Here is a 25,891-nt window from a genome sequence, read left to right as displayed (position 1 = left end):
AATTAAACGCACCTTAAGTCTATTATTGCCCTGGTGTGAAACAGCTATACTCGCTGTTCACGCAGTACATTTGGCGAAAGGACGCCACTTCATTATGGCTCACCCACATTTATTAGCGGAAAGAATTTCCCGTCTGAGCAATGCGCTGGAAAAGGGACTTTATGAACGTAGCCACGCCATCCGTCTTTGTCTGCTGGCTGCACTGAGCGGCGAGAGCGTTTTCTTATTAGGCCCTCCAGGGATCGCTAAAAGCTTAATAGCTCGCCGATTGAAGTTTGCTTTTAAAAACGCACGCGCTTTCGAATACCTGATGACGCGCTTCTCTACACCAGAAGAGGTTTTTGGTCCCCTGTCCATTCAGGCCCTGAAGGATGAAGGACGCTATGAGCGCTTAACGGCAGGCTATCTTCCTGAAGCTGAAATCGTCTTTCTGGATGAAATCTGGAAAGCAGGCCCGGCCATTCTTAATACCCTGCTTACCGCCATTAACGAACGCCATTTCCGTAACGGTGCGCACGAAGAAAAAATCCCGATGCGTCTGCTGGTGGCGGCTTCCAACGAACTGCCTGAAGCAGACAGTAGTCTGGAAGCCTTGTACGACCGTATGCTGATTCGCTTGTGGCTGGATAAGGTGCAGGACAAGGCCAACTTCCGCTCAATGCTGTTAAGCCAACAAGATGAAAGCGACAATCCGGTCCCAGCGACGTTACAGGTGACGGATGAAGAGTATTACCAGTGGCAAAAAGACATTGGTGCGATCCAGCTTCCTGATCGTGTATTCGAACTTATTTTTACGCTGCGCCAACAACTGGACGCGATACCAAACGCCCCTTACGTGTCTGACCGTCGCTGGAAGAAAGCGATCCGCTTACTCCAGGCAAGCGCCTTCTTTAGCGGACGCGATGCAGTCGCTCCTATCGATCTCATTCTGTTGAAAGATTGTCTGTGGTACGACGCACAAAGCTTGAATCTGATGCAGCAACAGCTGGAAGTTTTGATGACCGGACACGCCTGGCAACAACAGGCGATGCTGACGCGCCTTGGGGCTATTATGCAGCGTCGAATCCAGCTTCAGCAGCAGCAAAGCGATAAAACTGCCTTCACCGTCATTCGTCAGGGTGGAATGTTCAGCCGTCGTCCTCACTATGATCTTCCCCCAGAAGTCACTGCATCCGTATTGACGTTACTGCTACAAAAGCCCTTAAAACTGCACGATATGGAGGTGATCCATATTTCGTTTGAACGTAGCGCCCTGGAACAGTGGCTTACGAAAGGCGGTGAGATCCGTGGAAAACTAAACGGGATCGGGTTTGCACAGACGCTAAATATGGAGGTCGACAGCGCCCAACACCTGGTGGTTCGCGACGTCAGTTTACAAGGCTCCCGTCTGGCGCTGCCTGGGTCATCTGAAGAGAGTATGCCCAGCGAGATAAAACAGCAGCTTGAAGCGCTCGACAACGAGTGGCACCAACAGCATAGCGGGTTTAGCGAACAGCAAAAATGTCTGTTTATCCATAGTGACTGGTTAGGTCGTATTGAGGCCAGCCTGCAGGAAGTTGGAGAGCAGATCCGACAGGCGCAACAATGCTAACCCTTGATACGCTAAATATCATGCTGGCAGTAAGCGAAGAAGGGATGATCGAAGAGATGATCCTCGCTCTGCTGGCCTCTCCACAACTGGCGGTATTTTTTGAAAAATTCCCCCGGTTAAAGAAAGCCATTGCTAACGATCTTCCCCGCTGGCGAGAGGCATTACGCAACCGTCTTAAAGATACTCGCGTACCGCCGGAACTGACAGAAGAGGTGATGTGTTACCAGCAAAGTCAACTTCTATCCACCCCGCAGTTTATCGTCCAGTTACCGCAAATATTAACGCTGTTACACCGGCTACATTCCCCCTACGCTGGACAAGCCCAGCAACTGGTCGATAGCAATAGTACATTTACGCCCGCGCTGCACACGCTTTTTCTACAGCGCTGGCGCTTAAGCCTGGTAATTCAAACCACAACGCTGAATCAGCAACTACTGGAAGAAGAACGCGAACAACTGCTCAGTGAAGTACAGGAGAGGATGACTCTCAGTGGACAACTGGATCCAGTGCTGGTGGAAAATGACAATGCCGCAGGCCGTTTGTGGGATATGAGCGCAGGTCAAATCAAACGTGGCGATTATCAGCTGATTGTGAAATACGGCGATTTCCTGACACAACAACCCGAACTCCAGCGTCTGGCCGAGCAACTGGGGCGCTCCAGGGAAGCGAAATCTGTACCGCGAAAAGATGCGCCGATGGAAACATTCCGTACCCTGGTGCGGGAACCTGCAACCGTCCCCGAACAGGTTGATGGCATTCAGCAAAGTGACGATATTCTGCGCCTGTTGCCGCCAGAATTAGCCACACTCGGCATCACTGAACTGGAATATGAATTCTACCGTCGGCTGGTGGAAAAACAGCTACTGACCTACCGCCTTCATGGTGAAGCATGGCGCGAGAAAGTGACAGAGCGTCCGGTTGTACATCAGGACTTTGATGAACAGCCACGCGGGCCTTTTATTGTCTGCGTGGATACCTCAGGGTCAATGGGGGGATTTAACGAACAGTGCGCAAAAGCCTTTTGCCTGGCGCTGATGCGCGTTGCCCTCGCCGATAACCGCCGCTGCTTCATTATGCTATTTTCAACTGAAGTCGTGCGCTATGAGCTGTCCGGAGCGCAAGGCATTGAGCAAGCGATCCGTTTTCTAAGCCAGCGTTTTCGCGGCGGTACAGATATTGCCAGCTGTTTTCGCGCCATTATAGAAAGGATGCAGGGGCGAGAATGGTTTGATGCCGATGCGGTAGTTATTTCGGATTTTATCGCTCAGCGCTTGCCTGATGAGGTCGTCAATAAAGTGGGAGAGCTACAGCGGGTACACCAGCACCGTTTTCATGCGGTCGCAATGTCTGCCCATGGCAAACCCGGTATCATGCGCATTTTCGATCATATCTGGCGCTTTGATACCGGGATGCGAAGCCGCCTGCTCAGACGCTGGCAGCGTTAGTACTTACAGCAGAGAGGCAACGCTTTCACGTACCTGTGTCGGCCATACGCCGCACTGTACCTGACCAATGTGCGGCAACTGCAGCAACAGCATAGTCAGGCGTGACTGACCAATACCCCCGCCAATGGTCTGCGGCATTTCGCCACGCAACAGCGCCTGGTGCCACTCCAGACTCAGGCGATCTTCATCACCAGTCAGAGCAAGCTGGTGCTTAAGCGCATCAGCATCCACGCGGATCCCCATAGAAGAAAGTTCAAACGCATCTTCCAGCACCGGGTTCCACACCAGGATATCACCGTTCAGACCAGCGTAGCCCAGTTCGGAAGCTGAGCTCCAGTCATCATAGTCCGGCGCACGAACGTCATGGCGATGACCGTCGCTGAGCTTGCCGCCGATCCCCACCAGGAATACAGCGCCCAGCTCTTTAGCAATCGCACGCTCACGACCTTTTGCATCAAGCCCCGGATAACGGGATAACAGCTCCTGGCTGTGAACAAAGTGGATCTGCTCTGGCAGGAACGGTGCCAGACCAAATTCTTTGCTCACCGCAGCTTCAGTTGCCTTAATTCCCGCCCAAATAGCCTCTACCGTGCTTTTCAGGGTGGAGAATTGACGCTCACCGTCGCCCATTACGCGCTCCCAGTCCCACTGATCGACGTAAACAGAGTGGAGCGGAGAGAGGCGATCTTCATCGGGGCGCAGGGCTTTCATGTGCGTGTACAGCCCTTCGCCCGCGCTGAAGTCGTGTTGTCCCAGTGTTTGACGTTTCCACTTCGCCAGTGAATGAACCACTTCGAACTGGGCGTCAGGCAATGCTTTTACTTTTACCTGCACCGCTTTTTCACAGCCCGACAAGTTATCCTGCGTGCCATCTCCTACACGACTGAGGATCGGGGCCTGTACTTCGATCAGACCTAAACGCTCCTCCAGCTGACGAGAAAAATGAGATTTCACGAAGCTAATTTGACGTTGTTTGGCAATGTAAGCGGTTTTCATTATTTTTACTCCTGTGTCCTGTTGCCTATGATTAAGCAACAGAATGAGGGCAATATTCAATAATCAACAAACAAAAAGCCATGTTCGATTTTGATTCGTTAAAAATAACCGCTAAAATAGATGGAATCATTAATCTACATAAGAAAAACCTATGGAAAATTATCAGATCGACAATCTGGACCGCGGCATTCTTGACGCCCTGATGGAAAACGCCCGCACCGCATACGCAGAACTGGCCAAACAATTTGGCGTCAGCCCCGGAACGATCCATGTGCGCGTAGAGAAGATGAAGCAAGCCGGGATAATTACCGGCGCGCGTATTGATGTCAGTCCCAAGCAGTTGGGTTATGACGTCGGCTGCTTTATCGGCATCATCCTGAAAAGTGCGAAAGACTACCCGTCAGCGCTGGCCAGACTGGAAAGTCTCGATGAAGTGACGGAGGCGTATTACACCACCGGCCACTACAGTATCTTTATTAAGGTAATGTGCCGCTCCATTGACGCCTTACAGCAGGTACTTATCAACAAGATCCAAACAATTGACGAAATTCAGTCCACTGAAACCTTGATCGTCCTGCAGAACCCGATTATGCGTACAATCCGCCCATGATCGTTTTTTTTAATTCCCTGCTTTTCCACAGGTAGATCCCAGCTCACTCACAGCGTACAATAGCCCCTCTTTATCAGGATGGGCTCATATGGCGGACATTACTCTTATCAGCGGTAGTACCCTTGGTGGTGCCGAATACGTTGCGGAACATCTGGCTGAAAAGCTGGAAGATGCAGGTTTTTCAACCGAAACACTGCACGGACCGCAAGTAGAGGAGCTCCCTACCTCTGGTATTTGGTTGGTGATCAGCTCAACACACGGAGCTGGAGACATCCCGGATAACCTGCTTCCTTTCTATAAAGATCTTCAGTCTCAGAAAACAGACCTTTCTCAGGTTCGTTTCGGTGCAATTGGTATTGGCAGCCGCGAATATGACACCTTCTGTGGCGCGATCGACAAATTACAGGCTGAACTGACATCGTCTGGTGCAAAACAGATCGGCGAAACACTCAGGATCAATGTCCTTGAACACGATATTCCGGAGGATCCAGCGGAAGTTTGGCTGGGATCCTGGATTAATTTACTCAAAAATGTGTAAAGATCGTGCGATCGAGTGTGGATAACTCTGGTAGTAAGCTTGGATTAACCAGTAGTTATCCAAAGAACAACCGTTGTTCAGTTTTTGAGTTGTGTATAACCCTTCATTCTGATCCCAGCTTATACGGACCAGGATCACCGATCATTCACAGCTAATGATCCTCAACAACCTGTTGATCTTATTCAAAGGATCGCCCTTATCCACAGAAAGTCGCGATCCTAATAAGAGATCACAATAAAACAGATCTCTAAATAAAAAGATCTTCTTTTTAATACCCAGGATCCCAGGTCTTTCTCCATCGACTAAAGTTGAGTAGAATCCACGGCCCGGGCTTCAATCCATTTTCACACCGCGTTATGCGAGGCAATTACCATGTTTTATCAGGATCCTTTTGACGTCATCATCATTGGCGGGGGTCATGCAGGCACCGAGGCCGCAATGGCAGCGGCGCGGATGGGTCAGCAGACTCTGCTTTTGACACACAATATCGACACGCTGGGGCAGATGAGCTGCAACCCGGCCATTGGCGGCATTGGGAAGGGACACCTGGTAAAAGAAGTGGATGCGCTTGGTGGGCTGATGGCCAAAGCGATCGACCATGCCGGTATTCAGTTTAGGATACTAAACGCGAGCAAAGGACCTGCCGTCCGAGCGACCCGTGCTCAGGCGGATCGTGTGCTCTATCGGCAGGCTGTACGCACTGCGCTGGAGAATCAGCCAAACCTGATGATCTTCCAGCAGGCGGTTGAAGATCTGATTGTTGAAAACGATCGTGTTGTTGGTGCTGTGACTCAAATGGGTTTGAAGTTCCGTGCCAAAGCGGTGGTTCTGACCGTCGGTACCTTCCTCGATGGTAAAATACATATCGGTCTGGACAACTACAGCGGTGGCCGTGCTGGCGATCCGCCGTCTATTCCATTGTCACGTCGCTTGCGTGAACTCCCGCTGCGTGTGAGCCGCCTCAAAACCGGAACACCACCGCGCATTGATGCCCGTACTATCGATTTCAGCGTACTGGCGCAGCAGCACGGCGATAACCCAATGCCGGTTTTCTCGTTTATGGGTAGAGCCTCGCAGCATCCCAATCAGGTACCTTGCTACATCACGCATACCAACGAAAAAACCCATGACGTGATCCGAAATAACCTCGATCGTAGTCCAATGTATGCTGGTGTGATCGAAGGCATTGGTCCACGTTACTGCCCATCGATCGAAGACAAAGTAATGCGTTTTGCTGATCGTAACCAACATCAGATCTTCCTCGAACCAGAAGGACTGACTTCCAACGAAATTTACCCGAACGGCATCTCCACCAGCCTGCCATTCGATGTACAGATGCAGATTGTTCGCTCTATGCAGGGGATGGAAAACGCGAGAATCGTTCGCCCCGGCTATGCTATTGAGTATGACTTCTTCGACCCACGCGATCTGAAACCCACTCTGGAAAGCAAATTTATCCAGGGATTGTTCTTTGCCGGACAAATCAACGGCACGACAGGTTATGAAGAAGCCGCGGCGCAGGGTCTGCTTGCTGGCCTGAACGCTGCCCGTCTGTCAGCTGACAAAGAAGGCTGGGCTCCTGCACGTTCTCAGGCATACCTTGGCGTATTAGTCGATGATCTTTGTACACTGGGTACCAAAGAACCGTACCGTATGTTTACCTCACGTGCGGAATATCGTTTGATGTTGCGTGAAGATAACGCCGATCTCCGTCTGACAGAAATGGGCCGCGAGCTGGGTCTGGTGGATGACGAACGCTGGGCGCGTTTCAATGAAAAACTGGAGCGCATCGAACAAGAACGTCAACGTCTTAAATCGACCTGGGTGAACCCGTTAGCTGAGTCTGCCGCTGAAGTGAACGCTCACCTTGCGACTCCTCTGTCACGTGAAGCCAGTGGTGAAGATCTTCTGCGTCGCCCGGATATGACCTACGCACAGCTGACATCTTTGTCTGCGTTCGCCCCGGGTCTTGACGATGCACAGGCCGCAGAACAGGTTGAGATTCAGGTTAAATACGAAGGGTATATTGCCCGTCAGCAGGATGAAATAGACCGGCAGCAACGTAATGAAAACACTTTGTTGCCTGCGACTCTGGACTATCGCCAGGTTTCCGGTTTATCGAATGAAGTTATTGCCAAGCTTAATGATCACAAACCTGTGTCGATTGGTCAGGCATCACGTATTTCTGGTGTGACACCTGCGGCCATCTCCATTCTGCTGGTATGGCTGAAAAAACAAGGTATGCTGCGCCGCAGCGCGTAAAGCCAATTTTGGCGGGTGCGTTTTGTTTACCCGCCCTACCGATTCGTTAGCCTGGTAAGCAAAACACCACCGGGCAAATTTTATAGACAGGTAACTGCCGTGCTCAACAAACTCTCTCGTCTGCTGGCTGATGCTGGTATTTCGCTTACCGATCACCAGAAAAATCAGTTGATTGCGTATGTCGATATGCTGCACAAATGGAACAAAGCGTACAATCTGACATCGGTGCGGGATCCCAATGAAATGCTGGTGCGCCATATTCTGGACAGCATCGTAGTCGCACCTCATTTGCAGGGGGAGCGCTTTATTGACGTTGGTACTGGCCCTGGTCTGCCGGGCATTCCGCTCTCCATAGTTCGTCCTGACGCCCATTTTACGCTGCTGGATAGCCTGGGGAAACGTGTTCGCTTCCTGCGCCAGGTGCAACATGAGCTTGCGCTTACTAACATCACCCCTGTACAGAGCCGGGTTGAAGAGTTTCCTTCTGAACCTCCATTTGATGGGGTGATAAGTCGTGCTTTTGCGTCGCTTAACGACATGGTGAGTTGGTGTCATCATTTACCCGGTCAAAACGGGCGTTTTTACGCGTTAAAGGGACAGTTGCCTGAAGATGAGATAGCCTCTTTACCTGCTGAATTTAGCGTCGAGTCTGTTGAAAAATTACGGGTTCCACAGTTGGACGGTGAACGCCATCTGGTGGTTATTAAGCCAAACAAAATTTAATATTTGTCAAAAAAAATAGAAAAAAAGCGGTGCTTCAGGTGTTAAAAATTGGAGGGTGTAGTGGGGTTAAATGTTGTTACATTTCACCTGTGCCTTACTGTTTTGCATCATAACTATAACGTACCGTTTTTTGTTAAATGCGAAACAAGTCAACTGTGAAAATATCAGTCTGCTAAAAATAGAACGTAAGAATTACCGTTTTGTGTTAATTTTTTATTATAAATGTCAATGAGTGGTTTTTTTGTTGTTAGGCGCTATTTCTAAAACAGTGACGATTTTTACGCTTAAATATCAAAAAGATGAAAAGGCATCATTTGCCACGTAAATAAATTATGCGAAGGTGAATATGTTCGATATGTGATCTGGTGCACGCTTTATCGCCAGTGTTTACGCGGTATTTGCAGTTTTGCATGATCGTTCACAGTTTGCTGAAAAGTAATAAATGAGGCCCAGAGAAAAATATTTAAACATTTATTCACTTTTTAGCTACTTATTGTTTGAAATCACGAAGGCGCACCGTATAATTTGACCGCTTTTTGATGCTTGACTCTAAGCCATAAAGAACGTTTTATACGACACGCGGCATACCTCGAAGGGAGCAGGAGTAAAAACGTGATGTCTATGTCGCTCTTGAGTCGAAACGTTGCTCGTAAGCTTTTGCTCACACAGCTTCTGGCGGTAATAGCAAGTGGATTGCTGTTTAGCCTCAAAGACCCTTTCTGGGGCATCTCCGCATTATGCGGGGGTTTGGCAGTGTTACTGCCGAATATGTTGTTTATGATATTTGCCTGGCGTCACCAGGCGCATACACCAGCAAAGGGCCGAGTTGCCTGGTCGTTCGCCTTCGGCGAAGCCTTCAAGGTGTTAGCGATGCTGGTTTTGCTGGTGGTGGCGTTGGCGGTTTTGAAGGCGGTATTCTTACCGCTGATCGTTACGTGGGTTTTGGTGCTGGTGGTTCAGATACTGGCGCCGGCTGTAATTAACAACAAAGGGTAAAGGCATCATGGCTTCAGAAAATATGACGCCGCAGGATTACATAGGACACCATCTGAACAACCTTCAGTTGGACCTGCGTACATTCTCGCTGGTGGATCCGTACAACCCCCCAGCCACCTTCTGGACGCTCAATATTGACTCCATGTTTTTCTCGGTGGTTCTGGGTCTGTTGTTCCTGCTTATGTTCCGTAGCGTTGCCAAAAAGGCGACCAGCGGCGTACCAGGTAAATTTCAGACCGCGATTGAGCTGGTAATCGGCTTTGTAAATGGTAGCGTGAAAGACATGTACCATGGCAAAAGCAAGCTGATTGCTCCGCTGGCCCTGACGATTTTCGTCTGGGTATTCCTGATGAACATGATGGACTTACTGCCTATCGACCTGCTGCCGTACATCGGTGAGCATATCTTTGGTCTGCCAGCTCTGCGTGTGGTTCCGTCTGCTGACGTGAACATCACCCTGTCTATGGCGCTGGGCGTATTTATCCTCATTCTGTTCTACAGCATCAAAATGAAAGGCATCGGTGGCTTCACGAAAGAGTTGACGCTGCAGCCGTTCAATCACTGGGCGTTCATTCCTGTCAACTTAATCCTTGAAGGGGTAAGCCTGCTGTCCAAACCAGTTTCTCTTGGTCTGCGACTGTTCGGCAACATGTACGCTGGTGAGCTGATTTTCATTCTGATTGCTGGTCTGTTGCCGTGGTGGTCACAGTGGATCCTGAATGTGCCATGGGCCATTTTCCACATACTGATTATCACGCTGCAAGCCTTCATCTTCATGGTTCTGACGATTGTCTATCTGTCGATGGCGTCTGAAGAGCATTAATTTACCAACACTACTACGTTTTAACTGAAACAAACTGGAGACTGTCATGGAAAACCTGAATATGGATCTGCTGTACATGGCTGCCGCTGTGATGATGGGTCTGGCGGCAATCGGTGCTGCGATCGGTATCGGCATCCTCGGGGGTAAATTCCTGGAAGGCGCAGCGCGTCAACCTGATCTGATTCCTCTGCTGCGTACTCAGTTCTTTATCGTTATGGGTCTGGTGGATGCTATCCCGATGATCGCTGTAGGTCTGGGTCTGTACGTGATGTTCGCTGTCGCGTAGTAAGCGTTGCTTGAATTAAAAGCAATATCAGAACGTTAACTAGATAGAGGCATTGTGCTGTGAATCTTAACGCAACAATCCTCGGCCAGGCCATCGCGTTTGTCCTGTTCGTTCTGTTCTGCATGAAGTACGTATGGCCGCCGTTAATGGCTGCCATCGAAAAACGTCAAAAAGAAATTGCTGACGGTCTTGCTTCTGCGGAACGAGCACATAAGGATCTTGACCTTGCAAAGGCCAGCGCGACCGACCAGCTGAAAAAGGCTAAAGCGGAAGCTCAGGTAATCATCGAGCAGGCGAACAAACGTCGCGCTCAGATCCTGGACGAAGCCAAAACTGAAGCAGAGCAGGAACGTACTAAAATCGTGGCACAAGCGCAGGCGGAAATTGAAGCCGAGCGTAAACGTGCTCGCGAAGAGCTGCGTAAGCAAGTTGCTATCCTGGCTGTTGCTGGCGCCGAGAAGATCATCGAACGTTCCGTGGATGAAGCTGCTAACAGCGACATCGTGGACAAACTTGTCGCTGAACTGTAAGGAGGGAGGGGCTGATGTCTGAATTTATTACGGTAGCTCGCCCCTACGCCAAAGCAGCTTTTGACTTTGCCGTTGAGCACCAAAGCGTTGACCGTTGGCAAGATATGCTGATGTTTGCCGCTGAGGTGACGAAAAACGAACAAATGGCAGAGCTTCTCTCTGGCGCGCTGGCGCCGGAAACGCTCGCTGAGTCGTTTATCGCAGTCTGCGGTGAGCAGCTGGACGAAAACGGCCAAAACCTGATTAAGGTGATGGCTGAAAATAACCGTCTGAATGCGCTCCCGGATGTTCTTGAGCAGTTTATTCACCTGCGTGCAGCCAGTGAGGCGATCTCTGAGGTAGAAGTTACTTCTGCCAATGCACTGAGTGATGAACAGCTTACGAAGATTAGTGCAGCGATGGAAAAACGTCTGTCACGCAAAGTTAAGCTGAATTGCAAAATCGATAAGTCTGTAATGGCAGGCGTAATCATCCGTGCGGGTGATATGGTCATTGATGGCAGCGTACGCGGCCGTCTTGAACGCCTTGCAGACGTCTTGCAGTCTTAAGGGGACTGGAGCATGCAACTGAATTCCACCGAAATCAGCGAACTGATCAAGCAGCGCATTGCTCAGTTCAGTGTTGTGAGCGAAGCTCACAACGAAGGTACTATTGTTTCTGTAAGTGACGGTGTTATCCGCATCCACGGCCTTGCCGACTGTATGCAGGGTGAGATGATTTCCCTGCCGGGTAACCGTTACGCAATCGCACTGAACCTGGAGCGCGACTCCGTAGGTGCAGTTGTGATGGGTCCATACGCTGACCTCGCCGAAGGCATGAAGGTTAAGTGTACGGGTCGTATTCTGGAAGTTCCGGTTGGCCGTGGCCTGCTGGGTCGTGTGGTGAACACTCTGGGTTCCCCAATCGACGGTAAAGGTCCGGTTGATAACGATGGCTTCTCGCCAATCGAAGTTATCGCTCCGGGCGTAATCGAACGTCAGTCCGTCGATCAGCCGGTACAGACCGGTTATAAATCCGTTGATGCTATGATCCCAATCGGTCGTGGTCAGCGTGAATTGATCATCGGTGACCGTCAGACCGGTAAAACCGCGATGGCAATCGATGCGATCATCAACCAGCGCGATTCCGGCATCAAATGTGTGTACGTGGCTATTGGCCAGAAAGCGTCCACTATTTCTAACGTGGTTCGTAAACTGGAAGAACACGGCGCACTGTCCAACACCATCGTTGTTGTGGCAACCGCGTCTGAATCCGCTGCACTGCAATACCTGGCGCCATATGCCGGTTGCGCAATGGGCGAATACTTCCGTGACCGCGGCGAAGATGCACTGATCGTTTATGATGACCTGTCCAAACAGGCCGTTGCTTACCGTCAGGTTTCCCTGCTGCTCCGTCGTCCGCCAGGACGTGAAGCATTCCCGGGCGACGTATTTTACCTCCACTCCCGTCTGCTGGAACGCGCATCCCGCGTTAACGCGGAATACGTTGAGAAGTTCACCAATGGTGAAGTTAAAGGTAAAACCGGCTCCCTGACCGCTCTGCCGATTATCGAAACCCAGGCGGGTGACGTTTCTGCGTTCGTTCCGACCAACGTAATTTCCATTACCGATGGTCAGATCTTCCTGGAAACCAACCTGTTTAACTCCGGTATTCGTCCGGCAGTTAACCCAGGTATCTCCGTATCTCGTGTAGGTGGCGCAGCGCAGACCAAGATCATTAAGAAACTGTCCGGTGGTATTCGTACCGCACTGGCACAGTATCGTGAACTGGCAGCGTTTTCTCAGTTCGCTTCCGACCTGGATGAAGCTACGCGTAAGCAGCTGAGCCACGGTCAGAAAGTAACTGAACTGCTGAAGCAGAAACAGTATGCCCCAATGTCTGTAGCACAGCAGGGTGTGGTGCTGTTTGCGGCTGAACGCGGTTACCTCGAAGATGTGGAACTGGCGAAAATCGGTAGTTTCGAAGCTGCTCTGCTGGCTTACGTCGACCGTGACCACGCTCCGCTGATGCAAGAGATTAACCAGTCCGGTGGCTATAACGATGAAATCGAAGGCAAGCTGAAAGCTATCCTCGATTCCTTCAAAGCAACCCAGTCCTGGTAACGTCTGGCGGTCTGTCCTAGGACGGACCGCAAGGCATTGAGGAGAAGCTCATGGCCGGCGCAAAAGAGATACGTAGTAAGATCGCAAGCGTCCAGAACACGCAGAAGATCACTAAAGCGATGGAGATGGTCGCCGCTTCCAAAATGCGTAAATCGCAGGATCGCATGGCGGCCAGCCGTCCTTATGCAGAGACCATGCGCAAAGTGATTGGTCACCTTGCGAATGGTAATCTGGAATATAAGCACCCTTACCTGGAAGAACGCGACGTTAAACGCGTGGGCTACCTGGTGGTGTCGACCGATCGTGGTCTGTGTGGCGGCTTGAACATTAACCTGTTCAAAAAACTGCTGGCAGATATGAAAACATGGTCCGATAAAGGCGTTCAGTGCGACATCGCAATGATCGGCTCTAAGGGCGTGTCTTTCTTTAACTCCGTTGGCGGTAACGTGGTTGCTCAGGTAACCGGTATGGGGGATAACCCTTCCCTGTCCGAACTGATCGGTCCGGTTAAAGTGATGCTGCAGGCCTACGATGAAGGCCGTCTGGACAGACTGTACGTTGTCAGCAACAAATTTATTAACACCATGTCTCAGGTGCCAACTCTTACCCAACTGTTGCCGTTACCGGCATCAGAAGATGAAGAGTTAAAACAAAAAGCTTGGGATTACCTGTATGAACCAGACCCGAAACCGCTGCTGGATACTCTGCTGCGTCGTTACGTTGAATCTCAGGTTTATCAGGGTGTGGTAGAAAACCTGGCCAGCGAGCAGGCCGCACGTATGGTGGCGATGAAAGCCGCGACCGACAATGGCGGCAGCCTGATTAAAGAGCTGCAGTTGGTATACAACAAAGCTCGTCAGGCCAGCATTACTCAGGAACTCACCGAAATCGTCGGTGGTGCATCCGCGGTATAACCAGGTTAATTCGTAGAGGATTCAAGATGGCTACTGGAAAAATTGTCCAGGTAATCGGCGCCGTGGTTGACGTCGAATTCCCTCAGGATGCCGTACCGCGCGTGTACGATGCTCTTGAGGTTATGAATGGTAATGAGAGCCTGGTGCTGGAAGTTCAGCAGCAGCTCGGTGGCGGTATCGTGCGTACCATCGCCATGGGTTCTTCCGACGGTCTGCGTCGTGGTCTGGAAGTTAAAGACCTCGAACACCCGATCGAAGTCCCGGTAGGTAAAGCAACCCTGGGTCGTATCATGAACGTTCTGGGTCACCCGATCGACATGAAAGGCGATATCGGTGAAGAAGAGCGTTGGGCTATCCACCGCGCAGCACCGTCCTATGAAGAGCTGTCCAGCTCTCAGGAACTGCTGGAAACCGGTATCAAAGTTATCGACCTGATGTGTCCGTTCGCGAAGGGCGGTAAAGTTGGTCTGTTCGGTGGTGCGGGTGTAGGTAAAACCGTAAACATGATGGAGCTGATCCGTAACATCGCGATCGAACACTCCGGTTACTCCGTGTTTGCAGGTGTTGGTGAGCGTACTCGTGAGGGTAACGACTTCTACCACGAAATGACCGACTCTAACGTTCTGGATAAAGTATCCCTGGTTTATGGCCAGATGAACGAGCCGCCGGGAAACCGTCTGCGCGTTGCTCTGACCGGTCTGACTATGGCTGAGAAGTTCCGTGACGAAGGTCGTGACGTTCTGTTGTTCGTTGATAACATCTATCGTTACACCCTGGCCGGTACGGAAGTATCTGCTCTGCTGGGTCGTATGCCTTCAGCGGTAGGCTACCAGCCGACCCTGGCGGAAGAGATGGGTGTTCTTCAGGAACGTATCACCTCTACTAAAACCGGTTCTATCACCTCCGTTCAGGCGGTATACGTACCTGCGGATGACTTGACTGACCCATCCCCAGCAACCACCTTTGCTCACCTGGATGCAACCGTGGTACTGAGCCGTCAGATCGCATCTCTGGGTATCTACCCGGCAGTTGACCCGCTGGATTCCACCAGCCGTCAGTTGGATCCGCTGGTTGTTGGTCAGGAACACTACGACACTGCGCGTGGCGTACAGTCCCTGCTGCAGCGTTATCAGGAACTGAAAGACATCATCGCCATCCTGGGTATGGATGAATTGTCTGAAGAAGATAAACTGGTGGTAGCACGTGCGCGTAAGATCCAGCGCTTCCTGTCCCAGCCGTTCTTCGTCGCGGAAGTATTTACCGGTTCCCCAGGTAAATATGTTTCCCTGAAAGACACCATCCGTGGCTTTAAAGGCATCATGGAAGGCGAATACGATCACCTGCCAGAGCAGGCGTTCTACATGGTTGGTTCTATCGACGAAGCCGTGGAAAAAGCCAAAAAACTTTAACGCCTTAATCGGAGGGTGATATGGCAATGACTTACCACCTGGACGTCGTCAGCGCAGAGCAACAAATGTTCTCTGGTCTGGTCGAAAAAATCCAGGTAACGGGTAGTGAAGGTGAACTGGGTATTTTCCCAGGGCATGCCCCGCTGCTCACCGCCATTAAGCCTGGTATGATCCGCATCGTTAAACAGTTCGGTCATGAAGAGTTTATCTACCTGTCCGGCGGCATTCTTGAAGTGCAGCCTGGCAACGTGACCGTACTGGCTGATACCGCGATTCGCGGGCAGGATCTCGATGAAGCGAGAGCCCTGGAAGCGAAACGTAAGGCTGAAGAGCACATTAAGAGCTCTCACGGTGACGTGGATTACGCTCAGGCATCTGCGGAACTGGCCAAAGCGATCGCGAAATTGCGCGTTATCGAGTTGACCAAAAAAGCGATGTAACACCGGCTTGAAAACACAAAAACCAGTCTGATTTCAGGCTGGTTTTTTTATGCCTGTGGTTTAAGCTATATAAGCTGAAAAGCTATTTTAATATTTATGTGATCTGTATCACGTAAATATTGATCGATTAAAAAATGAAGCGTAGACTTGTTTTTGTGATGAGTGTCACATAATTAACTCAGATAAAAACAGGATACCAACATGAAATTGATCAACAAAATCATCGCCCTTTTCAGCAACATGAACGTTTCTTTCGGCATGTTCAATCTGTAATACCCTTCCTGCAATGTGGCGCTGTGCTTAATGTGGTTTGTAAGCAAGCGCCGTCAGTCGTCTCACTCCCTGTTCTCGTACTTTTCCCCTTAAATACAGCAAGTTGTCTTATCTATTTTTGTCTGCATAGTCTGAAATCATGACTCGCAGGTATTTTGCTGCTGCCGGCTGAATTTGAGCGATAAAATCGCGTGCTATGTACTAAATTCTTTATTCATTAGGCAAAAAAATAGCAAAAACATTAACCTAAGGCTTTAATAGGTACAGACTCCTGGTTTCGGGGAGACAAAAGACGCCGATATAGATGAAAATAGTTGATTAACAGGTAGGTATTTTCTCCTATTGAACGTTTTATCTTCGGCCCATTTCACGATGAAAAAAATGTAGTAATTTCAATGTGAAACGGTATAAATTCGTTCTCAAATTTAAGTCAGGACGTGTATGTTGAATAGTGCTATGAGCGTCGTGATCCTTGCCGCTGGCAAAGGTACACGCATGTATTCCGATCTCCCTAAAGTGCTGCACACTCTCGCGGGAAAGGCGATGGTCCAGCATGTCATTGATGCTGCTAATGAATTAGGGGCAACTCATGTACACCTGGTCTATGGACACGGTGGTGATTTGCTTAAGCAGACACTGAAAGAAGGCAACCTTAACTGGGTTTTGCAGGCAGAGCAGTTGGGAACCGGCCATGCGATGCAGCAGGCAGCGCCATTCTTTGGTGATGACGAAGACATTTTAATGCTCTATGGCGATGTCCCGCTAATCTCCACTACTACGTTACAACGCTTGCGTGATGCAAAACCGCAGGGTGGTATCGGCTTATTAACGGTAAAACTGGACGACCCAACCGGTTATGGGCGCATTACGCGTGATGACGGTAAAGTCACCGGTATCGTAGAGCATAAAGATGCTACCGACGAGCAGCGTCAGATCCAGGAAATCAACACCGGTATTCTGATTGCCAACGGCGCGGACATGAAGCGCTGGCTGTCAAAATTGACTAACAACAATGCGCAGGGTGAATACTACATCACCGATATCATAGCGCTTGCCTGGCAGGAAGGTCGTGAGATCACTGCCGTTCATCCGGACAGACTCAGTGAAGTGGAAGGCGTGAATAACCGCTTACAACTATCCCGTCTGGAGCGCGTGTACCAGTCTGAACAGGCTGAAAAACTGCTGTTGGCGGGGGTTATGCTGCGCGATCCGGCTCGTTTTGATCTGCGCGGTACGCTTATTCACGGGCGCGATGTTGAAATTGATACTAACGTTATCATTGAAGGTAACGTAACGCTCGGGAACCGCGTGAAGATAGGCGCAGGGTGCATCATCAAAAACAGCGTGATTGGTGATGACTGTGAGCTTAGTCCGTACAGTGTGGTTGAAGATGCACGCTTGGACGCTGCTTGCACTATCGGACCTTTCGCACGTCTGCGCCCGGGAGCCGAACTGCAGGAAGGCGCGCACGTAGGGAACTTCGTCGAAATGAAAAAAGCGCGTCTGGGTAAAGGCTCTAAAGCCGGTCATTTGACTTATCTGGGCGATGCGGAAATTGGCGATAATGTGAATATCGGTGCGGGTACGATCACCTGTAACTACGATGGTGCCAATAAGTTTAAAACCATTATTGGCGACGATGTTTTTGTTGGTTCAGACACTCAGCTGGTGGCTCCTGTTACCGTGGGTAAGGGCGCGACTATCGCAGCCGGAACTACCGTTACTCGAAATATCGCCGATAATGAACTGGTTTTAAGCCGCGTGCCGCAGGTCCATAAGCAGGACTGGAAACGTCCGGTGAAGAAAAAATAATTTTAGTTTTGTAGGCCTGATAAGGCGTAGCCATCATCAGGCAGACAGAGGGATGAGGAGGTAAATATATATCTCCCTCCCAATAGCAGTAACTATAAAAATACCCCCACTCTCTACAAGGCTCGGGGAGCCCGGAATACGGGCATTGCCCAAAGTATTTCGCGCCTTAGCAAGGCGGCAAACCTGGGAATCTTCGGGAGCTTACTGAGGTAAGTGACCGGAGTGAACAAGTGCAGCCAACGCAGCAACGGCGTGAAAGACGAAGGGTAAACAGGTTGACCGACAACGACAGGCATAATGCCTAAATTCGGAATCATAAAATATGTGTGGAATTGTTGGCGCTATCGCGCAGCGTGATGTAGCTGAAATCCTTCTCGAAGGTTTACGTCGTCTGGAATATCGTGGCTATGACTCTGCCGGTCTGGCAGTTGTCGATGCTGAAGGCAACATGACCCGTCTGCGTCGTCTGGGTAAAGTACAGATGCTTACCGCTGCTGCGGAAGAGCATCCGTTGCATGGCGGCACTGGTATTGCTCATACCCGTTGGGCGACCCATGGTGAACCTTCAGAAGCGAACGCGCATCCGCATGTTTCTGAACATATTGTGGTGGTGCATAACGGCATCATCGAAAACCATGAACCACTACGCGAAATGCTGAAAGCGCGTGGTTACACCTTTGTTTCTGAAACCGACACCGAAGTGATTGCTCACCTGGTGCATTGGGAGCTGGAACAGGGCGGAACCCTACGTGAAGCTGTACTGCGGACTATCCCGCAACTGCGCGGTGCATACGGCACGGTGATCATGGATACCCGTAACCCGGAAGTCCTGCTGGCGGCACGTTCTGGTAGCCCGCTGGTTATTGGCTTGGGGATGGGTGAGAATTTTATCGCTTCCGATCAGCTGGCGTTGCTGCCGGTTACCCGTCGCTTTATCTTCCTTGAAGAAGGCGATATTGCGGAAGTGACCCGCCGTTCGGTCTCTATTTTCGATAAGTCTGGCGAAGAAGTGAAACGTCAGGATATCGAATCCAGTCTGCAATATGATGCTGGCGAAAAAGGTATTTACCGCCACTACATGCAGAAAGAGATTTACGAACAGCCGAACGCGATTAAAAACACCCTTACCGGGCGTATCAGCCATGGTGAAGTGGATTTAAGCGAGCTGGGTCCGAATGCCAATGAGCTGCTGTCTCAGGTGGAGCATATCCAGATTATCGCCTGTGGTACCTCGTACAACTCAGGTATGGTATCCCGCTACTGGTTCGAGTCGCTGGCAGGTATTTCCTGTGATGTGGAAATCGCTTCCGAGTTCCGCTATCGCAAATCAGCTGTGCGTCGTAACAGCCTGATGATCACTCTTTCCCAGTCTGGTGAAACGGCGGATACCCTGGCGGGTCTGCGCTTGTCTAAAGATCTGGGCTATCTGGGATCGCTGGCTATCTGTAACGTACCGGGATCTTCTCTGGTGCGTGAATCAGACCTGGCGATAATGACCAATGCCGGGACTGAAATAGGCGTGGCTTCGACGAAAGCATTTACCACTCAGTTGACAGTTCTGTTGATGCTGGTGGCGAAACTGTCTCGTCTGAAAGGCCTGGATGCGTCAATCGAACAGGAGATCGTTCACGGTCTGCAGGCATTGCCGAGCCGCATTGAACAGATGCTGTCTCAGGACAAACGTATCGCAGCTCTGGCGGAAGATTTCTCTGACAAACATCATGCGCTGTTCCTTGGCCGTGGCGATCAGTATCCGATTGCGCTGGAAGGCGCGCTGAAGTTAAAAGAGATCTCTTATATTCACGCTGAAGCTTATGCCGCTGGCGAACTGAAACACGGCCCGCTGGCGCTGATTGATGCCGATATGCCGGTTATCGTGGTTGCACCGAACAACGAACTGTTGGAAAAACTGAAATCCAACATTGAAGAAGTTCGTGCCCGCGGCGGCCAGTTATACGTCTTCGCCGATCAGGATGCTGGGTTCACTAGCAGCGAAAACATGCACATCATTGAGATGCCGCATGTGGAAGAGGTCATTGCACCGATCTTCTACACTGTTCCGCTGCAGTTGCTGGCTTATCACGTGGCGCTGATTAAAGGCACCGATGTGGATCAGCCGCGTAACCTGGCTAAATCGGTTACTGTAGAGTAAGTCGGTTATAGTGAAAATGCCCCGCTTTTGGCGGGGCATTTTTTATTCGTTGTTCTGTTTTTAATCAACTATCCCGCTTTTTTTATGTGACAAACCGTCATCTTCAGCTACTGTTTTCAGTGTCATAAAAAGAAATTTTTTGCGAAATATTACCGTCACGTTTCATTTCAACTGATTATTTTTATTGGTTTTTTTTATTTGTTTTGTCTGATTTATTTCGTTGTCATAAAAATGTCATATTTCGTACATTTAACTGTCACCTGTTTATCCTATTTTGCTCATCGTAGCCACTTAACAATGATTTACGAAAATCGTGCAGGAGACATTATGAAAGTTATGCGTACCACTGTCGCAACTGTTGTCGCCGCGACCTTATCGATGAGTGCTTTCTCTGTATTCGCAGCAGCAAGCCTGACAGGTGCAGGTGCAACTTTTCCTGCGCCGGTGTATGCCAAATGGGCTGATACCTATCAGAAAGAGACCGGTAGCAAAGTAAACTACCAGGGTATCGGCTCCTCCGGTGGTGTAAAACAAATTACTGCAAATACCGTTGATTTCGGTGCATCTGATGCACCATTGTCTGATGAGAAACTGGCACAGGAAGGTCTTTTCCAGTTCCCAACAGTGATCGGCGGTGTGGTGCTGGCGGTGAATATCCCAGGCCTGAAATCCGGTGAGCTGGTGCTTGACGGTAAAACGCTGGGTGACATCTATCTCGGCAAAATTAAGAAGTGGGATGATGAAGCCATCACCAAACTGAACCCGGGTCTGAAACTACCTTCTCAGAATATCGCCGTTGTTCGTCGTGCTGATGGTTCCGGTACTTCCTTCGTATTCACCAGCTATCTGGCAAAAGTGAATGAAGAGTGGAAATCTAAAATTGGTTCAGGCTCTACCGTTAACTGGCCAACCGGTCTGGGTGGTAAAGGCAACGACGGTATCGCCGCGTTCGTACAGCGTCTGCCAGGCTCTATCGGCTACGTTGAATATGCTTATGCTAAGCAGAACAACCTGGCCTATACCAAACTGGTTACTGCTGACGGCAAACCGGTAAGTCCGACCGAAGAAAGTTTCGCTAATGCGGCTAAAGGCGCTGACTGGAGCAAAACTTTTGCCCAGGATCTGACTAACCAGAAAGGTGACGAGGCGTGGCCAATCACGTCTACAACCTTCATTCTGGTTCATAAAGAGCAGAAGAAACCTGAGCAAGGCGCTGAGGTGCTGAAATTCTTTGACTGGGCATACAAAAATGGCGGCAAGCAGGCCAATGACCTGGATTACGCCAGCCTGCCGGACAGCGTGGTTGAGCAGATTCGTGCTGCATGGAAGACCAACGTGAAAGACAGCAGTGGTAAAGCGCTGTATTAACAGAATATCTTTGACGAATTGACGAATTGGCGGATGGCGCTACGCTTATCCGCCCTACGGTTCAGACTGTAGGCCCAATGTATAGACCGGATAAGCGTAGCGCCATCCGGTTTGGGCAACTTCGTAAAACGTGTTTAATGGAAAGAGTAATTTATGGCTGCAACCAAGCCTGCTTTTAACCCTCCGGGTAAAAAGGGTGACATGATATTCAGTGCGCTGGTAAAACTGGCTGCGCTGATTGTGCTATTGATGTTGGGTGGCATTATTGTCTCTCTGGTCATCTCCTCCTGGCCAAGCATCCAGAAATTTGGTTTCTCGTTCCTGTGGACCAAAGAATGGGATGCGCCAAACGATATTTACGGTGCGCTGGTACCAATTTACGGTACGTTGGTCACCTCTCTTATTGCACTGCTGATTGCCGTTCCGGTGAGCTTCGGCATTGCGTTGTTTCTGACGGAATTAGCGCCAGGCTGGCTGCGTCGCCCGCTGGGTATCGCTATCGAACTGCTGGCGGCGATCCCGAGTATCGTTTACGGCATGTGGGGCTTGTTTATCTTTGCTCCGCTGTTCGCAACCTACTTCCAGGAGCCAGTCGGTAACATTCTTTCCAATATCCCGTTTGTTGGTGCCCTGTTCTCCGGTCCGGCATTTGGCATTGGTATTCTGGCCGCTGGCGTGATCCTTGCCATCATGATCATCCCGTACATTGCAGCCGTTATGCGCGATGTGTTCGAACAAACGCCGGTGCTGATGAAAGAGTCAGCCTATGGTATCGGTTGCACTACCTGGGAAGTTATCTGGCGTATCGTCCTGCCGTTCACCAAAAATGGTGTGATTGGTGGCGTGATGCTGGGCCTTGGGCGCGCGTTGGGTGAAACCATGGCGGTAACCTTTATTATCGGTAACACCTACCAGCTCGACAGTGCGTCGCTGTACATGCCGGGCAACAGCATTACCTCTGCGCTGGCGAATGAGTTTGCCGAAGCGGAATCTGGCTTGCATGTTGCTGCGCTGATGGAACTGGGGCTGATCCTGTTTGTGATCACCTTCATCGTGCTGGCGGCATCTAAGTTCATGATCATGCGCCTTGCGAAAAACGAGGGGGCACGCTAATGGCTACGCTTGAAATGCAAAACACAGCCGCGCTGGCGGAATCTCGCCGTAAGATGCAGGCGCGTCGCCGTATGAAAAACCGCATCGCGCTGACGCTCTCTATGGCGACGATGGCATTCGGTCTGTTCTGGCTTATCTGGATCCTGATGTCCACAGTTACCCGTGGTATTGATGGCATGTCGCTGGCACTGTTCACCGAAATGACGCCTCCGCCAAATACCGCTGGTGGTGGTCTGGCGAACGCTCTGGCCGGTAGCGGACTGTTGATTCTGTGGGCGACCGTGTTTGGTACACCGCTCGGTATTATGGCGGGCATCTATCTGGCCGAGTACGGGCGTAAGTCCTGGCTGGCTGAGGTGATCCGTTTTATCAACGATATTCTGCTTTCTGCACCATCAATTGTTGTTGGTCTGTTTGTTTACACCATTGTGGTGGCGAAGATGGAGCACTTCTCCGGCTGGGCGGGTGTTATCGCGCTGGCACTGCTGCAGGTGCCTATCGTTATCCGCACCACCGAGAACATGCTCAAACTGGTGCCGGACAGCCTGCGTGAAGCGGCATATGCGCTGGGTACGCCGAAGTGGAAGATGATTTCTGCTATCACCCTGAAAGCGTCTGTCTCCGGCATTATTACAGGCGTTCTGCTGGCGATTGCGCGTATTGCGGGTGAAACCGCCCCGCTGTTGTTTACGTCGCTCTCCAATCAGTTCTGGAGCACCGACATGATGCAACCCATTGCCAACCTGCCGGTAACGATATTTAAGTTTGCGATGAGCCCATTTGCTGAATGGCAGCAACTGGCCTGGGCCGGGGTGTTGATTATTACCCTGTGCGTACTGTTGCTGAATATTCTGGCGCGCGTGATTTTCGCGAAGAAGAAACACGGTTAATTATTTACGGCGCGGCCAACGACGGCGGCGCTGAATGAGGAAGAGATTGAGATGAGTATGGTTAACACGACTCCGGGTAAAATTTCAGTACGTGACCTGAACTTCTACTACGGCAAATTCCATGCCCTGAAGAACATCAACCTGGATATTGCTAAAAACCAGGTAACTGCGTTTATCGGCCCGTCAGGTTGCGGTAAATCAACGTTGCTGCGTACTTTTAACAAAATGTTTGAATTGTACCCGGAGCAGCGTGCAGAAGGTGAAATCCTGCTGGATGGCGACAATATACTTACCAATACCCAGGATATCGCACTGCTTCGTGCCAAAGTGGGGATGGTGTTCCAGAAACCGACGCCGTTCCCGATGTCCATTTATGACAACATCGCATTTGGTGTACGCCTGTTTGAAAAGCTCTCCCGTGCGGATATGGATGAGCGTGTGCAGTGGGCGTTGACCAAGGCCGCATTATGGAACGAAACCAAAGATAAACTGCACCAGAGCGGGTACTCTCTCTCCGGTGGTCAGCAGCAGCGTTTATGTATTGCGCGTGGTATCGCCATTCGCCCGGAAGTACTGCTGCTGGATGAGCCATGCTCAGCGCTCGACCCGATCTCCACCGGGCGTATCGAAGAGCTGATCACCGAGCTTAAAGAGGATTACACCGTTGTTATCGTCACCCACAACATGCAGCAGGCTGCACGTTGTTCAGACCACACGGCGTTTATGTACCTGGGCGAATTGATTGAGTTCAGCAATACGGACGATCTGTTCACCAAGCCCGCGAAGAAACAAACTGAAGACTACATTACCGGCCGCTATGGTTGATATGCCCTTCAGCTTTCAAGCGATAACCGCGTTGGCTGCCTTTGCTCACCCCAGTCACGTAGTAGGCTACGCTCCCGGGGACTCGCGCAGTTGCCGCCTTGTTCTCGCTCGAAATCTTTTGGGCATCTGGAGAAATGATGGACAATTTAAATCTTAATAAACATATTTCCGGCCAGTTCAATGCAGAACTGGAGAGTATTCGCACCCAGGTGATGACCATGGGCGGCATGGTAGAGCAGCAGCTTTCTGATGCGATTACCGCCATGCATAATCAAGACAGCGAGCTGGCGAAGCGCGTCATTGAAGGCGACAAGAACGTCAACATGATGGAGGTGGCGATTGATGAAGCTTGTGTGCGTATCATCGCCAAGCGTCAGCCGACAGCGAGCGACCTGCGACTGGTTATGGCGATTATCAAAACCATCGCTGAACTGGAACGTATTGGTGATGTGGCCGACAAAATTTGCCGCACCGCGCTGGAAAAATTCTCTCAGCAGCATCAGCCGCTGCTGGTAAGCCTGGAATCACTGGGTCGCCACACCGTGCAAATGCTGCATGATGTGCTGGATGCCTTTGCGCGTATGGATCTGGACGAAGCGGTACGTATCTACCGTGAAGACAAGAAAGTTGACCAGGAATATGAAGGTATCGTGCGTCAACTGATGACTTACATGATGGAAGACCCGCGCACTATTCCAAGCGTACTTACTGCGCTGTTCTGTGCGCGCTCTATCGAGCGTATCGGTGACCGTTGCCAGAATATTTGCGAATACATCTTCTACTTCGTGAAGGGGCAGGATTTCCGTCACGTGGGCGGCGATGAGCTGGATAAGCTGCTGGCGGGTAAAGATCCGAAAGAGTAATAGTTGTGTGATCCGCAGGCCCGGTAAGCTTGCGCCTCCGGGCAGTTCGCCGGATGGCGCTAATGCTTATCCGGCCTACAATATAATGACCATTTCGACATCATTAGCGCGTCAAATTCCACCCACGAGCCTTCCACAACTCAGGTAACTGCGCCAGATCGGTAAAGGTCGTTACTTTTGGATGATCGATCGGCTTGTTGTGCGGATCGGCACAGAAGTAGAAAACCTCCATTCCCGCATCGATTCCCGACTGTGCACCTGCACTGGAATCATCCACCAGAATGCAGTTTTCTGCGTTGACGTTCATTGCTTTTGCCGCATGAAACATCAGGGCCGGATCGGGCTTCCAGCGCTGAATATCATAGCCACTGAACAATAAATCAGGGAAATGATGCAACATACCCAGCTTACCCAGAGAATGCTGCATTTTGCTGACCGGACCGTTAGACACCACGCATATGGGCACAGCCATGCTGTCCAGCAATGAATTAGCCCCTGCAATCACCTCCAGTTCGGTATCGAACAGGCGTGCGACCTCAGCGCGGTAAACGGGTTCTAAATCGGCTTTCGCCAGTTCGACACCGTGTTCTTCGTTGATAATGTCGATGATCTCGTAGAGCTTTACCCCCTTGAAGCGCTTAAAAATCTCTTCAAGATCGAGCGTAATGCCGAACGCCTGGAACATGCTGACATACGCGCGAGAACAAATTACTTCACTGTCGACAAGGGTACCGTCACAGTCAAAAAATACGGCTTCTATCTGGGACATGTCATTTCCATTTTAACAAGTTTAACGTTTACGTAATGCATAATGGGGTGACGCAATCGTTGCCGTATAAGCAAATTCAATGAAAAAAGTTGCTCATAACCCAACCCTATTGTCGCATTTTGGTATAGGATAGCGACGAATTTTCCCTCCTTGTTCGGAAA

General features: G+C 50.5%; 24 protein-coding genes. 22 read left to right on the top strand and 2 right to left on the bottom strand.

The features are described 5' to 3' along the window. The first annotated feature begins 94 nt into the window (after window positions 1-94). Entirely contained in the window at window positions 95-1,591 is a 1,497-nt protein-coding gene (gene ravA, locus OGX98_RS03570) for an ATPase RavA (RefSeq protein WP_048223234.1), read from the top strand. Further along, window positions 1,585-3,036 carry an ATPase RavA stimulator ViaA gene (viaA, locus tag OGX98_RS03565; protein ID WP_286594833.1) on the top strand — a complete coding sequence of 484 codons (1,452 nt, stop codon included), beginning with the start codon at window positions 1,585-1,587 and terminating at the stop codon, window positions 3,034-3,036. Before ravA ends, viaA begins: the two co-directional genes overlap by 7 nt. A gap of 3 nt (window positions 3,037-3,039) precedes the next feature. Here viaA and asnA read toward each other — a convergent pair whose 3' ends face one another. Next, window positions 3,040-4,032 carry an aspartate--ammonia ligase gene (gene asnA / locus OGX98_RS03560; RefSeq protein ID WP_045449015.1) on the bottom strand — a complete coding sequence of 331 codons (993 nt, stop codon included), beginning with the start codon at window positions 4,030-4,032 and terminating at the stop codon, window positions 3,040-3,042. A gap of 151 nt (window positions 4,033-4,183) precedes the next feature. Here asnA and asnC point away from each other — a divergent pair, with 151 nt between their 5' ends. The 20 genes from asnC to phoU all read left to right on the top strand — a co-directional run bounded on the left by asnC (window position 4,184) and on the right by phoU (window position 24,961). Next, window positions 4,184-4,642: a transcriptional regulator AsnC gene (gene asnC, locus OGX98_RS03555; protein ID WP_045449013.1), complete on the top strand. Its 459-nt coding sequence runs from the start codon at window positions 4,184-4,186 to the stop codon at window positions 4,640-4,642. 88 nt (window positions 4,643-4,730) lie between these two features. Continuing rightward, entirely contained in the window at window positions 4,731-5,180 is a 450-nt protein-coding gene (gene mioC / locus OGX98_RS03550) for an FMN-binding protein MioC (RefSeq protein WP_045449011.1), read from the top strand. 372 nt (window positions 5,181-5,552) lie between these two features. Further along, entirely contained in the window at window positions 5,553-7,442 is a 1,890-nt protein-coding gene (gene mnmG, locus OGX98_RS03545; RefSeq protein WP_286594832.1) for a tRNA uridine-5-carboxymethylaminomethyl(34) synthesis enzyme MnmG, read from the top strand. 99 nt (window positions 7,443-7,541) lie between these two features. Next, window positions 7,542-8,165 (top strand): 16S rRNA (guanine(527)-N(7))-methyltransferase RsmG, encoded by a 624-nt coding sequence (gene rsmG / locus OGX98_RS03540; protein ID WP_045449007.1) that lies wholly within the window; start codon window positions 7,542-7,544, stop codon window positions 8,163-8,165. Between the two features lie 615 nt (window positions 8,166-8,780). Further along, a complete protein-coding gene (atpI, locus tag OGX98_RS03535; protein ID WP_045449005.1) occupies window positions 8,781-9,161 on the top strand; it encodes a F0F1 ATP synthase subunit I in 381 nt (126 codons plus the stop codon). Between the two features lie 7 nt (window positions 9,162-9,168). Then, complete coding sequence (atpB, locus tag OGX98_RS03530; protein ID WP_286594831.1) at window positions 9,169-9,984, top strand: F0F1 ATP synthase subunit A; 816 nt, start codon at window positions 9,169-9,171, stop codon at window positions 9,982-9,984. A gap of 46 nt (window positions 9,985-10,030) precedes the next feature. Further along, the gene (atpE, locus tag OGX98_RS03525; protein ID WP_000429386.1) at window positions 10,031-10,270 is read left to right on the top strand and encodes a F0F1 ATP synthase subunit C; all 240 of its coding nucleotides are present in this window, start codon (window positions 10,031-10,033) and stop codon (window positions 10,268-10,270) included. A 59-nt stretch (window positions 10,271-10,329) separates the two neighbouring features. After that, a complete protein-coding gene (gene atpF / locus OGX98_RS03520) occupies window positions 10,330-10,800 on the top strand; it encodes a F0F1 ATP synthase subunit B (protein ID WP_003023796.1) in 471 nt (156 codons plus the stop codon). 14 nt (window positions 10,801-10,814) lie between these two features. After that, on the top strand, window positions 10,815-11,348 hold the full coding sequence (gene atpH, locus OGX98_RS03515) for a F0F1 ATP synthase subunit delta (RefSeq protein ID WP_045449001.1): 534 nt from the start codon (window positions 10,815-10,817) through the stop codon (window positions 11,346-11,348). A gap of 12 nt (window positions 11,349-11,360) precedes the next feature. Continuing rightward, window positions 11,361-12,902, top strand: a complete 1,542-nt coding sequence (gene atpA / locus OGX98_RS03510; protein ID WP_003827026.1) for a F0F1 ATP synthase subunit alpha — start codon at window positions 11,361-11,363, stop codon at window positions 12,900-12,902. Window positions 12,903-12,952: 50 nt separating this feature from the next. Next, window positions 12,953-13,816 carry a F0F1 ATP synthase subunit gamma gene (gene atpG / locus OGX98_RS03505; RefSeq protein ID WP_005121458.1) on the top strand — a complete coding sequence of 288 codons (864 nt, stop codon included), beginning with the start codon at window positions 12,953-12,955 and terminating at the stop codon, window positions 13,814-13,816. 26 nt (window positions 13,817-13,842) lie between these two features. Next, the gene (gene atpD / locus OGX98_RS03500; RefSeq protein WP_045448998.1) at window positions 13,843-15,225 is read left to right on the top strand and encodes a F0F1 ATP synthase subunit beta; all 1,383 of its coding nucleotides are present in this window, start codon (window positions 13,843-13,845) and stop codon (window positions 15,223-15,225) included. Between the two features lie 20 nt (window positions 15,226-15,245). After that, window positions 15,246-15,665: a F0F1 ATP synthase subunit epsilon gene (locus tag OGX98_RS03495; RefSeq protein ID WP_005121460.1), complete on the top strand. Its 420-nt coding sequence runs from the start codon at window positions 15,246-15,248 to the stop codon at window positions 15,663-15,665. 714 nt (window positions 15,666-16,379) lie between these two features. Beyond that, entirely contained in the window at window positions 16,380-17,750 is a 1,371-nt protein-coding gene (glmU, locus tag OGX98_RS03490; protein WP_284097214.1) for a bifunctional UDP-N-acetylglucosamine diphosphorylase/glucosamine-1-phosphate N-acetyltransferase GlmU, read from the top strand. Between the two features lie 322 nt (window positions 17,751-18,072). Further along, the gene (gene glmS, locus OGX98_RS03485) at window positions 18,073-19,902 is read left to right on the top strand and encodes a glutamine--fructose-6-phosphate transaminase (isomerizing) (protein ID WP_200011113.1); all 1,830 of its coding nucleotides are present in this window, start codon (window positions 18,073-18,075) and stop codon (window positions 19,900-19,902) included. A gap of 327 nt (window positions 19,903-20,229) precedes the next feature. Then, the gene (pstS, locus tag OGX98_RS03480; protein ID WP_045449847.1) at window positions 20,230-21,270 is read left to right on the top strand and encodes a phosphate ABC transporter substrate-binding protein PstS; all 1,041 of its coding nucleotides are present in this window, start codon (window positions 20,230-20,232) and stop codon (window positions 21,268-21,270) included. Window positions 21,271-21,423: 153 nt separating this feature from the next. Then, window positions 21,424-22,383: a phosphate ABC transporter permease PstC gene (gene pstC, locus OGX98_RS03475; protein ID WP_045448992.1), complete on the top strand. Its 960-nt coding sequence runs from the start codon at window positions 21,424-21,426 to the stop codon at window positions 22,381-22,383. Next, complete coding sequence (gene pstA, locus OGX98_RS03470; RefSeq protein ID WP_045448990.1) at window positions 22,383-23,273, top strand: phosphate ABC transporter permease PstA; 891 nt, start codon at window positions 22,383-22,385, stop codon at window positions 23,271-23,273. Before pstC ends, pstA begins: the two co-directional genes overlap by 1 nt. 51 nt (window positions 23,274-23,324) lie before the next feature. Continuing rightward, entirely contained in the window at window positions 23,325-24,098 is a 774-nt protein-coding gene (gene pstB / locus OGX98_RS03465; protein WP_045448988.1) for a phosphate ABC transporter ATP-binding protein PstB, read from the top strand. A 137-nt stretch (window positions 24,099-24,235) separates the two neighbouring features. Next, complete coding sequence (phoU, locus tag OGX98_RS03460; RefSeq protein ID WP_003023824.1) at window positions 24,236-24,961, top strand: phosphate signaling complex protein PhoU; 726 nt, start codon at window positions 24,236-24,238, stop codon at window positions 24,959-24,961. 103 nt (window positions 24,962-25,064) lie between these two features. On the opposite strand, the gene yieH is transcribed toward phoU, so the two are convergent. Beyond that, window positions 25,065-25,730: a 6-phosphogluconate phosphatase gene (yieH, locus tag OGX98_RS03455; protein ID WP_045448986.1), complete on the bottom strand. Its 666-nt coding sequence runs from the start codon at window positions 25,728-25,730 to the stop codon at window positions 25,065-25,067. Between the last annotated feature and the right edge of the window lie 161 nt (window positions 25,731-25,891).

The organism is Citrobacter sp. Cm046 (genome assembly GCF_030333065.1).
In the GTDB taxonomy this organism is placed as follows: domain Bacteria; phylum Pseudomonadota; class Gammaproteobacteria; order Enterobacterales; family Enterobacteriaceae; genus Citrobacter; species Citrobacter murliniae.
Note: the sequence above shows the minus strand (reverse complement) of the source record. Positions and strands in the feature narration are given on the sequence as shown.